Annotated in this window: 11 protein-coding genes; 3 read left to right on the top strand and 8 right to left on the bottom strand. The window is 66.0% G+C overall.

The window, feature by feature from the left end; translation table 11 throughout:
- The first annotated feature begins 36 nt into the window (after nucleotides 1-36).
- Together CYJ22_RS05890 and CYJ22_RS05895 are read left to right on the top strand one after the other, a co-directional pair.
- Nucleotides 37-1122: a hypothetical protein gene (locus CYJ22_RS05890; protein WP_101601803.1), complete on the top strand. Its 1086-nt coding sequence runs from the start codon at nucleotides 37-39 to the stop codon at nucleotides 1120-1122.
- A 553-nt stretch (nucleotides 1123-1675) separates the two neighbouring features.
- Nucleotides 1676-1864, top strand: a complete 189-nt coding sequence (locus CYJ22_RS05895) for a hypothetical protein (RefSeq protein ID WP_048677403.1) — start codon at nucleotides 1676-1678, stop codon at nucleotides 1862-1864.
- 41 nt (nucleotides 1865-1905) lie between these two features.
- On the opposite strand, the gene CYJ22_RS05900 is transcribed toward CYJ22_RS05895, so the two are convergent.
- Both CYJ22_RS05900 and CYJ22_RS05905 read right to left on the bottom strand, forming a co-directional pair.
- Nucleotides 1906-2322 (bottom strand): carboxymuconolactone decarboxylase family protein, encoded by a 417-nt coding sequence (locus tag CYJ22_RS05900; RefSeq protein WP_101601805.1) that lies wholly within the window; start codon nucleotides 2320-2322, stop codon nucleotides 1906-1908.
- Nucleotides 2322-2783: a MerR family transcriptional regulator gene (locus CYJ22_RS05905; protein WP_081493532.1), complete on the bottom strand. Its 462-nt coding sequence runs from the start codon at nucleotides 2781-2783 to the stop codon at nucleotides 2322-2324. The genes CYJ22_RS05900 and CYJ22_RS05905 overlap by 1 nt, the downstream gene beginning before the upstream one ends.
- Before the next feature lie 272 nt (nucleotides 2784-3055).
- On the opposite strand from CYJ22_RS05905, the gene CYJ22_RS10285 reads away from it, so the two are divergent.
- Nucleotides 3056-3511 (top strand): transposase family protein, encoded by a 456-nt coding sequence (locus CYJ22_RS10285; RefSeq protein ID WP_231284072.1) that lies wholly within the window; start codon nucleotides 3056-3058, stop codon nucleotides 3509-3511.
- A 1221-nt stretch (nucleotides 3512-4732) separates the two neighbouring features.
- Here the strand turns inward: CYJ22_RS10285 and CYJ22_RS05915 are convergent.
- From CYJ22_RS05915 to CYJ22_RS05940, 6 genes are all read right to left on the bottom strand, one after another.
- The gene (locus CYJ22_RS05915; RefSeq protein ID WP_101601807.1) at nucleotides 4733-5779 is read right to left on the bottom strand and encodes an aspartate-semialdehyde dehydrogenase; all 1047 of its coding nucleotides are present in this window, start codon (nucleotides 5777-5779) and stop codon (nucleotides 4733-4735) included.
- Nucleotides 5780-5932: 153 nt separating this feature from the next.
- The gene (locus CYJ22_RS05920; protein ID WP_101601809.1) at nucleotides 5933-7249 is read right to left on the bottom strand and encodes an aspartate kinase; all 1317 of its coding nucleotides are present in this window, start codon (nucleotides 7247-7249) and stop codon (nucleotides 5933-5935) included.
- 222 nt (nucleotides 7250-7471) lie between these two features.
- On the bottom strand, nucleotides 7472-9055 hold the full coding sequence (locus tag CYJ22_RS05925) for a sensor histidine kinase (RefSeq protein WP_243390465.1): 1584 nt from the start codon (nucleotides 9053-9055) through the stop codon (nucleotides 7472-7474).
- A complete protein-coding gene (locus CYJ22_RS05930; protein ID WP_101601811.1) occupies nucleotides 9052-9762 on the bottom strand; it encodes a response regulator transcription factor in 711 nt (236 codons plus the stop codon). Before CYJ22_RS05930 ends, CYJ22_RS05925 begins: the two co-directional genes overlap by 4 nt.
- Nucleotides 9763-9869: 107 nt before the next feature.
- The gene (recR, locus tag CYJ22_RS05935) at nucleotides 9870-10463 is read right to left on the bottom strand and encodes a recombination mediator RecR (protein ID WP_034465224.1); all 594 of its coding nucleotides are present in this window, start codon (nucleotides 10461-10463) and stop codon (nucleotides 9870-9872) included.
- Between the two features lies 1 nt (nucleotide 10464).
- Complete coding sequence (locus CYJ22_RS05940) at nucleotides 10465-13326, bottom strand: DNA polymerase III subunit gamma and tau (protein ID WP_101601814.1); 2862 nt, start codon at nucleotides 13324-13326, stop codon at nucleotides 10465-10467.
- Nucleotides 13327-13348: the final 22 nt, after the last annotated feature.

The raw sequence follows: 13348 nt of genomic DNA on the forward strand, positions 1-13348 counted from the left end.
GTCGGACAAATTGTTCTCCCGCTTGGAGGTGTCACGATGGGTTCCCGGTTAGGTGTTTTGCTTAAGACTTACTCTGGTTGGGAGATCTACTACAACCACTCGGCGGCCCAAACGGTCGGACTGGACATTGCGATCGACGGTATGGAAGCCACCTACGAGCGTGTGCGTCGTATGTCTCCGATGGGTGTTGATGATCCGCATGCTTGGAAGGGGGCGACGTGGATTGAGGGCACACTTCTGATCGACGAGACCAGGAAACTGGTGGTGTGGGCAGAGGAGAGTGAGGCACTCTACATGCCTCGACTTATCAACTACCTCGTTGAGCACACCTGGCCTGGGTGGACGGCCGCCTGGTCAGCCGAAGGAACCCGTGGAACTCTTTGGGCTGCGGGCGTCGATCCGGCCACCATCTTCACACACCGTTCTGATCGTTTGCCGTGTGATCGCGCGCCCGGTCTAGAGCCATGGGATGAGTGGCACGGAGTTGATCCCATCACCGTGCGCATGGCAGACGGCACCATGGTCACCTGGCGCGCCTACGGCTTCCTGGATGACCTTACTGGATGCGGTCCTGAGAATTTCCTGGCTTTGGCTCGCGAGGTCGCCTCCCGGCTACCGGATGAATCGGATGCGTGGGAGCAGACCACGGATGACTATGTTCCGACCACCGGGATATTCGTGGACTACCAAGCACGCTCGTTGCGTTGGTGGTCGCTCCAGGACAGGGACATGCACCTGGAGGATTTCGATGCGCTGTGGCCGGGATGGACACTAACCAGCAGTTCGGACGACTACTCCTGGCACCAAGAACTCACCGGGCAGGTATTCCGTACCTGGGCTGACGATGTCAACGAATGTCGCTCCTGGATCGTGAGAGCTATTGAAGAAGGTACACGAGCCAACCCGCTAGCAAGCTTGGCTAACACCCTGTCAGGTAAGGGTCACGAGATCAGTCCGTACGCGTCCGCTCTGGAGTTCGTTCCCTCCAAACGTCACGCCGCGATGGAAACCTTCGACCGGCTCCTCAATGTCGTTCGAGACGCGCCGTTGAAGCCCGCGCGAATTATCGACCGACACGGAACTATCACACCCCCGTTCGAGGAGGGAGAGGCCGGATTCTAGGGGTGGTTGCAAGACGGGTTATGTCCTGAGCAGCAGTTCGAGGCGTTGCTTGGGTGTGTCCCAGTTGAGCGTTTTGCCGGGGCGCTCACCCCGATTGTCAGCGATGACGTCCAGGGCTGCTTCGCTCGGGGGCCAACGATCAGAGCCTTTGGGCATGTAATCGATGCAGGAGCCCGTTCGTGTTCTCGTTCATTGCGCACTGCCAGGGCCAATGCAGGTCACACAAGTACACATCAAACCCCACGCTCCGAGGCAATCTTGCCACGCTAAGCCAGATCGCTGCCCCAGTCCCACCTCAGTAACAAACGCAAGGAGTCAGGTAAGCCTGCACACTTATCGATAATGACATCGTCAACCTCGACGACTGCGTGTCCGTTAGGCACGTAGAGCAACATCGTGAACCGGGTAGAGCACTCCACGAGTGCGCAGAGCACCTTTGCCTAGATGCCAATGGACTGACAGATCGTCTCCACACACGAGTTCGAGCTTTCTCGAAGGATCACACGGCGCACCCATAACAAGCAACAGGCCGACCACCCACGGTTACACCACTATGCGGGACGCTACTGAAAACGTCTGGGTGGACAAGAACCTCATCACCGCCAACTCAGCCGCCGGGCTGGACTGGGCAAAAGCCATACTGGAGTACCTTGACGTCTACCCGGTAGAGACAATCAACACCTGGTACCAGTACTACTCGACAGGAAACCCAGAATTCTTTTTCAAGTTGATGGCCAACTAGACCGAAACGGAAATTGATGCATACAGCACCTCCGCATCAACTTACCTGTCGTAGTTCCGCCGTGACTCAATTGCTTCCTGTGCTGCGAAAGTAGCGTTCAGTGCTCGCGGAAAGCCGCAGTACACTGATGCGTGCAGGATAGCTTCCTGAATTTCCTCTTCGGAAATCCCGACATTGAGTGCCGCTCCAACATGAACTTTAAGTTGAGGTTCACATCCGCCTAATGCAGTCAATACGCCAATGGTTACTAGCTGGCGACTGCGTGCATCCAGACCGGGCCTATCGTAAATATCCCCGAAAGCAAATGCGGCAATGTGGTGTCCTAAAGCAGGGTTTGACGCGGAAAGTGATTCGATAACACTCTGACCAGCATCTCCGTCGATACGGGAGAGAACCTGCAATCCAAGATCACGACGTCGCTGATTATCGACGGAATCAATATCGTACTGATCACTCATTATGGACGGGAACCTTTCTGATACATTGCTATCTTGAATTCGGTAGCTGCCAGCGATAACTGAAGATCCTCTATTCGTTGCCGAAGGATGTCGCGATGCTCCAGCATCAAATCAAGACGCTCCTGCACTGTTTCTGCACCTTGTTCAACCAAGGAAATGTAATGCTGGAGTTGGGCAATCGACATTCCAGAGACCCGCATTCGGGTAAGAAAAACCATACGCCGTACAGCCGCAGCATCGTAAAGCCGATGGCCGGATGCGTCGCGTCCTACTTTCACCAGCCCTGCGCGTTCGTAATAGCGCAGCGTATGTGCGCTGATTCCCAAATACTCGGCAGTGGTAGCGATATCCCACTGAGTGTTCTCGTCATCTCTGATCAGGTCGCGCAACGCCGCAGTATTTAGCCCTCCGGGTGGATCGATCGCGAGCCTAAGGGCTTGCTCTAACCGTTCTTCCAACATGTCTATTACGCTAAACCTTTGAGTGCGCTCGAAGGCAAACTGGCTCTTCCGAGTTGAGTATGGGTGACCGGATGTTGGTCGGGGGTTGCGGGTAGAGGTCGAGGTCCTTGATGATGAGCGGACTTCTACCCCCGCTGTCTTCAAGGACCTCGGGCGGTGTCTCACCCACCTGCTGCTGCTCTACATCGCTTGATCGTTGTGATCTGCTCGTCGGTTTGGAGGGCTTCCATCTGATCGCTGTCGCTCGACGTGCCTGTGGTCTGATTCTCGACATGGAGTCCTGCGATCACTTTTCCGGCTGCCCGGGTTGTGGCGTAATCACACAGGGCTATGGGTGTGTGGTGGTGGAGGTGGTCGACGCGCCCTGGGCTGGGGTCCCGGCGCGGATCCGATGGCACAGACGACGCTGGATATGCCGCGAACACACGAGGGAAACCCGGTGCACGCACAAAACCGGATGCAGCACTGAGCAGCGTGGGGGAATTGCACTACACGGGGGTCCGACACGCCGGCGACACGCTGTACGACGGCTTCATGTAGTGCAAACCCCCACCACTTCCGGCGTGGAGGGTGCCGTAGGGATCGCACACCTGGCCGGAGTGCCACCAAGCGCGAAAGAACACGCCCAGCACGGCAACTACTCGAAATCTAAACGTTCAAGGCCATTACTACGCACTCACATTTTCCACGTGAAACCGCCGGCACCAATGCTCGCCTCCCCGGGCTGACCAATGAAACCGCAATCACCATTGCGAGCCCTCAACACCCGAAAAACCAACATTTTCCCCGCGCAAAGGTGTCACCAGTTTCAAGCCAGCACTCACTCAGGCCCGCAAAGGTGTCACCGGTTTCATCGCAACGAAGCAGTGCACTAGATACAGCACCAATGCACCAGATAGAACAGCATTGCACTGGCAACTAAGCAGTGCAATGCCTACCCAAGTAGTGCAATGCCCCTGAAAAGGGAACTCCCTCAATTCCGCATGCAATTCCACATCGGCCCTCCACACCATGACCCCATAATCCGCAGAATTCCAACGATCAGACTTCAAACCATGAAACACATTCAAGAGAATTGCATGCGAAATTTTGAGGGCGGTGGGGCCAAGCCGCCCGAAAAGTCGCACGTAATTCGATTGGATGAAGTGTCAACAAAGCCAGAAAACGTTGCAATTCCAACGACCTGAATTCAATATTTGAAATAGTCGCAGGGGAATTACGTGCGAAATTGGGTGCGGTCTCAGCAATGCGGCAAGTGAGGTCTGGACGCGACACCCGTGCGGTAGCGACGAGGCCTGGCTGCGACGCCCATTGGCTGCGGCAGGGCCTGGCAGGGCTATTCACATCGACCTAGCCCCACTGGTGTGAAGCGCGCCGGAGGACCCTGCCACGGTGCTGGTGGGCGACGACGGGGCCTGGCCGAGCGACCAGCGGACGGCCGACGTTACAAACGTCGTCAAACCAACGCAATTCGAGTCGCCTCACGAGGACCTCTGTTACAAACGTCGTCAATCCAAGCCAAAAAACCACCATTATCAGCGAAAAAGCCGATGGATTGACGACGTTTGTAACAACGGATCAGAAATCCACACGAAAAACACCTCAGATTGACGACGTTTGTAACAACACGCACCAAGCCACACGCCAGCGACACAGCGCCGCCGGTGCGGAGGGCACCGAAGGGACCTGCCGCGGTGCCGGTGGGCGGCGGCGGGGCCTGGCCGGGCACACCAGAACCACAAGCGCCGCCGGTGTGAAGGGCGCCGGAGGGACCGGAGGGCACGGGCGGGCTTCGAGGCGCGGCGCCGAACGAAGTGAGGTCGCCTAGCCTCGCGGGCGGCCGGGCCCTCCGGCGCCCGGAACACCAGCGGCGCCACACAGCAACCAAGCAACGGAAACGCGCGGCAGCCCCAGAGGGCCGCCGCGCGTTCACGCAGTCAGTGGAACACTCAGCGCAGTCGCGCAGCCACCACCTCGGCGACCTGGACCGCGTTCAGGGCAGCGCCCTTGCGCAGGTTGTCGCCGGAGACGACGAGCACAAGCCCGCGGTTGCCGTCGACGGCCTGGTCGTGACGGATGCGGCCGACGAGGACCTCGTCGCGGCCGGCGGCCTCGAGCGGGGTCGGGACGTCGACGACGCGCACGCCGGGAGCCTCGGCCAGCAGGGCGCGCGCCTGGTCGGGCGTGATGTCGCCGGCGAACTCGGCGTGGATGGTGAGGGTGTGGCCGGTGTAGACGGGGACGCGCACGCAGGTGCCGGACACGGCGAGGTCCGGGGTATGCAGGATGCGGCGCGACTCGTTGCGCAGCTTCTGCTCCTCGTCGGTTTCCTCGGAGCCGTCGTCGACGATGGAGCCGGCGAGCGGCACGACATCGAAGGCGATGGGCGCGACGTACACGCCGGGCTCGGGCAGGGTGACGGCGCGGCCGTCGAGGGCCAGGGCTGCCAGGTCCTGCTTGACGCCGGCCTCGATCTGGCTGGTCAGCTCGGCGACGCCGGCGCGGCCCGACCCGGAGACGGCCTGGTAGGAGGACACGAAGAGGCGCTTGATGCCACCCGCGGCCTCGACGAGGGGCTTGAGGACGGGCATCGCGGCCATGGTGGTGCAGTTGGGGTTCGCGATGATGCCCTTGGGGCGGTTGTCGACGTCGTCGGGGTTGACCTCGGAGACGACGAGCGGAACCTCGGGGTCCTTGCGCCACGCGGAGGAGTTGTCGACGACGACCGCGCCGGCGGCCGCGAACTTGGGGGCGTACTCGCGCGAGGCGGTGGCGCCCGCGGAGAACACGGCAATGTCAATGCCGGAGTAGTCGGCCGTCGCAACGTCCTCGACGACGATGTCCTGTCCCTTCCAGGGCAGGGTCTGGCCCGCGGAGCGCGCGGACGAGAAGAAGCGAATCGTCTCGACCGGGAAGCCGCGCTCCTCCAGCAGGGCGCGCATAACTCGGCCGACCTGGCCGGTGGCGCCGACGACGGCGACATTGAATCCACTCATGGTGTTCTCCTTGTGTTGGTGCGCGCGCCCATACGACGGGGCGAACGCTGGGTGAAATCTATGGGGACGAGGCCGGGGCACACTCTCGGAAGCTCCGGGAGCACCGGAACCGCGCGGATGAGCGGAGCCCGCCCGGGCCTCGTCGATGAACGGTCAGCGGCCGGTGCCGCCGTAGACGACGGCCTCGGTTTCGGAGGCGTCGAGGCCGAAGGCGGTGTGGACGGCCTGGACGGCGCGGTCGAGGTCGTCGAGGCGGGTGACGACGGAGATGCGGATCTCGGAGGTGGAGATCAGGTCGATGTTGATGCCCGCGTCGGACAGGGCGCTGAACAGGCGCGCGGAGACGCCGGGGTTGGTGCGCATGCCGACGCCGACGAGGCTGAGCTTGCCGATGTTGGGGTTGTAGCGCAGCTCGTTGAAGCCGATCTCGTCGCGGTGGGCCTCGAGGGCGTCGAGGGCCTTCTGCGCGTCGCCTTCGGGCAGGGTGAAGGTGATGTTGGCCTTGGTGGGGTCGGAGATCGGCAGGTTCTGGACGATCATGTCGATGTTGGCGCCGACCTCGGCGACGACGGCGAAGACGCGGGCGGCGACGCCGGGGCTGTTCGGCACGTCGGTGACGGTGATCTTGTCCTGGGAGCGGTCGTGAGCGATACCGGAGATGACGGGCTTTTCCATGGCGTTTTCCTCGGGAGACTTCAGGGCTGCGTCGGGCACGAGGCCCTTGAGTTCAGGGTTTGCGGGGGAGTCGGAGATCCAGGTGCCGTTCTTTTCGGAGAACGAGGAGCGCACGTGCAGGGGGACCCCGTAGCGGCGCGCGAATTCGACGGCGCGCAGGTGGAGGATCTTGGCGCCGTGCGCGGCCATTTCCAGGGTTTCTTCCTGGGTGAGGGTGCGCAGGCGGTGGGCCTTGGGGACGATGCGCGGGTCGGCGGAGAAGAGGCCGTCGACGTCCGTGTAGATTTCGCACACGTCGGCGTGCAGGGCTGCGGCGAGGGCGACGGCGGTCGTGTCGGAGCCTCCGCGGCCCAGCGTCGTCACGTCGTCGTCCTTGGAGATGCCCTGGAAGCCGGCGACGATGGCGACCTGGCCGTCCTTGATGGCGCGGGCGACGCGCTCGGGGACCATGCCGACGATCTGGGCGGCTCCGAAGCGGCTGTCGGTCTGGATGCCGGCCTGCGCGCCGGTGTAGGCGCGGGCTTCGACGCCGAGTTCGTTGACGGCCATCGCGAGGAGGGCCATCGAGATGCGTTCGCCGGCCGACAGGAGGATGTCCATTTCGCGGTCGGGCGGGGTGTCCGTGAGGGCTGCGGCCGCGTCGAGCAGGTCGTCGGTCGTGTCACCCATCGCCGATACGACGACAACGACGCGGTGTCCCGCGTTGTGCGTGTCCACGATGCGCTGGGCGACGCGCTTCATGGCTTCGGTGTCGGCGACGGAAGAACCGCCGTACTTTTGCACGATCAGTGCCACTAGAGCCTCATTTCTATCTGTACGTGCCGATTCGCACGTCTTCAGGTGGCGCAGGCCACCATAACAATCCTACGGCCCGCCAGGCATCGCGCCGCGAAAGACCGGCATGTGGGCGCAGGTGACATGGGACGCGCCGGGGCGACCCAGGCCACACAGCGCTTTAATGCCCGGAATTGCAACGATCCTGATCAGCGCGCGGAATCGCCGTCCGCGCAGGCGCGCTCAGGCGGCGGGCAATGTCACGTCGATGACGGTCCCCTTCTCGGAGTCGACCAGCCGCGCGGACCCGCCCATCGCGCGGGCGAGCGATTCGACGATCGACATTCCCAGGCCCGAGGAGCCGCGGCCATCGCGCGTGCGCGAGGAGTCCCCACGCACGAAACGATCGAAGACGCGGTCGCGGATGTTGGCCGGGATGCCGGGACCGTCGTCCGCGACGCGCAGGGTCACCATCGACGAGGCCGGGGCGCCCTTGTCGGATTCCGTCCCCTGGGTGGCGCGGGTCAGGGAGACGGTCACGCGGGTGCCGGCGGGCGTGTGCACGCGGGCGTTCGCGAGGAGATTGGTGAGGATCTGGCGCAGGGCCGCCTCGTCGCCGATGACGGGCGCGTCCGCGGCCTCGCCAAGCTCCCACACATGGTCGGGAGCGACCACGTGGGCGTCTGACAGCGCGTCCAGTATCAGCGGAATAACGTCGACATTGTCGCGTTTGAGAGCGCGGTCGCCGTCCAGCCGTGCCAGCGTCAGCATCTCCTCCACGAGGGACGCCATCCGCGCCCCCTCCGAGGAGATGCGCTCAAGCGCCTGGGTCCGGGAGGCCTCGTCAATGTCGCGGCGCGCGAGCTGCGCGTAGCCCTGCACGGAGGCCAGCGGCGTGCGCAGCTCGTGCGAGGCGTCGGCGACGAACTGGCGCAGCTTCGCCTCGCTGCGGGCGCGGCGCTCCATGCCGTCTTCGACCGCGTCGATCATCGAGTTCAGGGCCCCCGCGACGTCCGCGACCTCAACGGGACCGGAGGTGGCCTCCTCGCCGACACGGGTCAGCTCCTCGGTGTCGTCGGCCAGGTCGCGTCTCGCAATGTCGGCGGCTGCCGCGCGCACGACACCGAGGGGACGCAGCTCGCGGCGCACCCACGCCCGACCGGCGAACCCGGCGGCAATCGCGACGACGAGGGACAGGCCGACCTCCACCGCAACAAGCATCAGGACCACGTCATCGATGCTGTCCATCTGCACGCCGACGAGCACGGTCTTGTCATCGACGACCTGGGAAGTCACTCGGAACGTGCCCAACTCTTTGAGGTGCACGGTGTGCGGGGCGCCATCGGTGGGCACATGCGCCAGGATCTCCAACGCGGGCTCATTCAGGTAGGTCACCGAAAAGTTGGAGACAACCGCGCCTGCCGCCTGCCCATCCTCGCTCACGTACTGGAGAGTGCCCTCGGCGATGCCGGAACCGCCGAACCCCGGCCCCTTGGGCCCACCGGGGATAACAGGCCCACCGGGCACAATCGGCCCACCGGGACGAGGCGCACGCCCACCCGACTGCGGGACCGCGCGGGCACCAGCATCGTCAGAATCGTCGTCGTCGGAGTCGTTGTCCGCATCGACCTCATCGTCCGGCGCGTCGTCAACATCCAGATGCTCACCCGCACGCTCGGAGAGACGGTGCAGCTCAGAGTCCATGTTGCCGAGCATCCAGGAGCGCATCACCAACGTGGACGCCGCCACCATGACGATGAGCGCGAGGGCGACGCACGCAGCCAGCGCGCGCGAGAGACGCCCAGCCAGGGACGGTCGCCGCGTCACTGCGGCTCCCGCATGATGTAACCGGCGCCGCGCACCGTGCGAATGAGGGCCGGTCGATCCGCGTCGATCTTCTTACGCAGGTAGGAGATGTACAGCTCGACGACGTTGACCTGGCCGCCGAAGTCGTAGCTCCACACGGCGTCCAGAATCTTCTGCTTGGACAGCACGATTCCAACGTTTTCCATGAGATACCGGAGCAATTCGAACTCAGTGTTCGTTAACGTGATGTCTTCCCCGCCACGGCGCACATCGTGCGAGTCCACATCGAGGGTCAGATCGGCGACCTGCAGCACCGTCGACGCCGCCTGCTGGGTGCGCCCCGCGCGACGCAGCAGGCCCTCCACGCGGGCCGCCACCTCGTCCAGGTCGAAGGGCTTCGTCACGTAGTCGTCCGCGCCCGCACGCAAGCCCTGCACGCGATCCGCGACCGCGTCGCGCGCGGTGAGGAAGAGGACCGGCAGCTCCGGGTCGCGAGCGCGCAGGCGCTCCAGCGTCTCCAGACCATCCATGCGCGGCATCTGCACGTCGAGGATCACGACGTCCGGGTGGAAGCTCGTCGCCTTCGCCAGCGCATCCAGCCCGTCCTTCGCCGTGGCCGTCTCCCAGCCCTCGTGGCGCAGCGCCTGCGAGAGCAGGTCCGCCAGCATCGCCTCGTCGTCAACAACCAGCACTCGGGGCGCGCCTGAGCTAGCCTGCATCGCCATCATGGACTCCTCGTCTGTCACAGCATGGACCCTACGATTGTGTCACACGTGCGTCACCAACAGGGGGACGCGCGGCCCGCAGCGCGACAAACGCCGCAGGTCGCGGGTGCCTACAGGCGGCGGCGCCCTTCGAGCGCGCGGCCCAGCGTCACCGAGTCCGCATACTCCAGGTCGCCGCCCATGGGCAGGCCCATCGCCAGGCGCGAAGTTTCGACGCCCATCGTGGAGAGCATGCGCGCGAGGTAGGCGGCCGTCGCCTCGCCTTCGACGTTCGGGTTGGTCGCCAGGATGACCTCGACGACGGTGCCGTCCGCGAGGCGGCTCATGAGCGAGGCGATGTTGAGCTGGTCGGGCCCCACACCGTGGATCGGATCGATGACGCCGCCGAGGACGTGGTAGCGGCCGCGGAAGACGCGCGCACCCTCGATCGCCTGGATGTCCTTGGGCTCCTGGACGACGCAAATCGCGCTGGGGTCGCGGCGCACGTCGCGGCAGATCGAGCACTCGTCCTCTTCCGTGAGGTTGCCGCAGATGTCGCAGTGGCGCACGCGCCCACGCACGGCGTTGATCGCGTCGACGAGGCGCGCGACGTCCTCGGGCTCCGCATCCAGCACATGCATGGCCATGCGCTGCGCGGACTTCGGGCCGATGCCCGGCAGCTGCCCGAACTGGTCGATGAGGTCGGCCAGGGCGCCGTCGTACATGTCAGTATCCTCCCTCAGTCATCTTCTCTTCGATGACGCGTCCGCCGAGGATCTCCAGGACCGCTGCCAGGCCGATCGTCTGCGAGTTTTCAATGTTTTCGTCGTCGATGCTGGCGCTATCGTCGTCGGCCGCGTGGGTGCGGGGGGAGACGACGGCAGCCTCGCGCTGGGCCCTCTCGCGCAGGGCTGCCTCGGCGGCGGCGCGCCCACTCAGGGGTGTACCGGGCTCGCGACTGGCGTCACGCTGGGGTTCCGGGGCGCCGAATCCGGGCGTGGGATCCGACGTGGGCTCGGGGGCTGCGGCCAGCCAGGCCGGGGCCTGCGTCGGGGCGCTCGGTGCAGCGCTGATCGGGGTCACGTTGGCGGGGGCCGAGGACTCGGGCGGGGTCCACGAGTCCGCGCCGTCGTCGAAGTTCACGGACGCGCCGCCCGGGATCACGACCGGGTCGCCCCAGCCGGTCGGGGTCGACGGGGTGTGCGCGGCGGGCTCGATGGGAGCGTCGTCGAAGACGGGGGACGAGGCCGGCTCGGCCTGCGCAGGTGCGCCCGCCGGCTGCTCGGTGGGCTCCGGGTCGCCCGGGTAGCGGAAGACCGTGAAGGAGTGCTTGCGCGGGGCTGCGTCGCCGCTCGGGGACGAGGCCTGTGAGGCCTCGGGCGCCTCGGCAGGCGCCTGGGCGAGGGCACGGGCGGCACGCTCGGGCATCGCGGGACGCTCGGCGGGCCGGGGATCCTCAACCTGGGCGATCGGTGCCGCTGCGGGCGCGATCGGCTCGTCGCGTCGGATCGGCGTCACCGTCGCGGGCTCGGGCCACCCTGCATCCTCGGGTTCGGGCGCAGGCTCCGGTTCCGGCGCACGGGCTGGCTGCGGCCAACCGGTGTCGACCGGCTCGGGGTCGCCGTGGGGTGCCGCCTGCGCGGCGGCCTCATCAAAAGGGGGCGGCTCCGAGACCCAGCCTCCGGGCTGGGACGGCTGCGCGGCAGGCCCGCGGTGCGAGGCCTGCGCCGACGGGCCGGTCGTCGCGGGTCCGCCCGAAGCCTGCCCGACCTGCGCGGATACGCTCACGGTCAGGCCAGTGACCTCGTTGATGGCCTTTTCGACGTCGGCCGCGCGGGGGCCGCGCGAGAAGGCGTTGACCATGGCCTCGACGGGGAAGAGGAGGACCACCTGGGAGCCGTCGACGGCACCGAGCTGGGCGTTGCCGCCGACCATCGACCACGTGACGCGGCTGATGGAGGACAGGCGCTCGACGACCTCGTTCCAGCGGCCACGCAGCATGTCTGCGTCGCGGCCCGAAGCCGGTGCCTCTGCGCGGGCGGGCGCCTCCGAGCGCTGGGGCGCGGCGGATTCGCTGCTCTGCTGCGGAGGCGCGGCGGGGCGCGGCTCGGCCTGGGCGGGCGCGGCCTCACGGGCGGGTGCCGTTTCGTGGGCGACCTCCCGGCGCGGAGCCTCCTGCGGCTTGGACTGCGCCGGAGCGGAGCTCGGCTCCGGGGCCGCGGGCTTGCGAGCGGACCAGTCGGGGCCGCTCCCCCACGCGGGCATGCCCTGGGGAGCAGGCGCGGCAGACGATGCGGGAGCCTGAGCGGCCGGGGCCGAGACCTCGGCGCGCTCCTGCTTCTTGCGGGCCAGGGCCTCGCGGGCCTCGCGCGCGCCGAAACGGCCCGAGGAGGCCTCATGCGACGACGGCGCGGAAGCCTCTCGCGGCGCTCCCCCACCGGTCATGCCGACCGTTCCCTGCACGGGCCCAGGGGCGGGCGCGGCGGTGGGAGTCGGCACAAGGATGCGCCCGACGAGGAGCTCGAGCTGCAGGCGGGGCGAGGTCGCGCCCGTCATGGCGCGCAGGGCCTCGTCGGTCAGGTCGGCTGCGCGGGACAGGCCGTGCGGCCCCCAGTTCTGGGCCTGGCGCTGCATACGCTCGAACTGGTCGTGCGGGGTGTCCGCCAGGACGTCGCGCGCGCCGTCCCCGGCGACCGCGATGATGAGGAGGTCGCGCAGTCGCTGGAGGAGGTCCTCGACGAAGCGGCGCGGGTCGTGGCCGGACTCGACCATGCGCTCGACGACGCGGAAGGCCGCGGCGCCGTCGCCGCCCGCGAGAGCGTCGACGGATTCGTCCAGTAGCGCGGAGTCCGTGTAGCCGAGCAGCGCGACGGCCGTCTGATAGGTGACCTGGCCGTCGATCGCGCCGGCCATCAGCTGGTCGAGCACCGAGAGAGTGTCGCGCACCGAGCCGCCGCCCGCGCGCATGACGAGGGTCAGGACGCCCTCGCCGACTCCGATGTGCTCCTCGGCGCACAGGCCCGTCAGGTAGGGGCCGAGGACGTCCGGTGGCACCAGGCGGAACGGGTAGTGGTGGGTGCGCGAGCGGATCGTGCCGATGACGCGCTCAGGTTCCGTGGTCGCGAAGACGAACTTGACGTGCTCGGGCGGCTCCTCGACGAGCTTGAGCAGCGCGTTGAAGCCCTGGTTCGTGACCATGTGGGCTTCGTCGATGATGAAGATCTTGTAGCGGTCACGCACCGGCGCGAAGGTGGCGCGCTCGCGCAGGTCGCGAGCGTCGTCAACGCCGCCGTGTGAGGCCGCGTCGATCTCGACGACGTCGAGCGAGCCGGGGCCGCCGGTGGCCAGCTCACGGCACGATTCGCACTGGCCGCACGGGGTGTCCGTGGGGCCCTGCGCGCAGTTCAGGCAGCGCGCGAGGATGCGCGCCGAGGTGGTCTTGCCGCATCCGCGCGGCCCGGAGAACAGGTACGCGTGCGTCACGCGATTCGCGCGCAGCGCCGCCTTGAGCGGCTCCGTCACGTGTTCCTGGCCGATCACCTGGTCAAAGGTGTCGGGGCGATACCGGCGATACAGAGCTGTGGTCACCCTCCAAGCCTAGTTGTTCCCA

The sequence above is a fragment of the Schaalia odontolytica genome, from assembly GCF_002847525.1.
GTDB classification, from domain to species: Bacteria; Actinomycetota; Actinomycetes; order Actinomycetales; family Actinomycetaceae; genus Pauljensenia; species Pauljensenia odontolytica_B.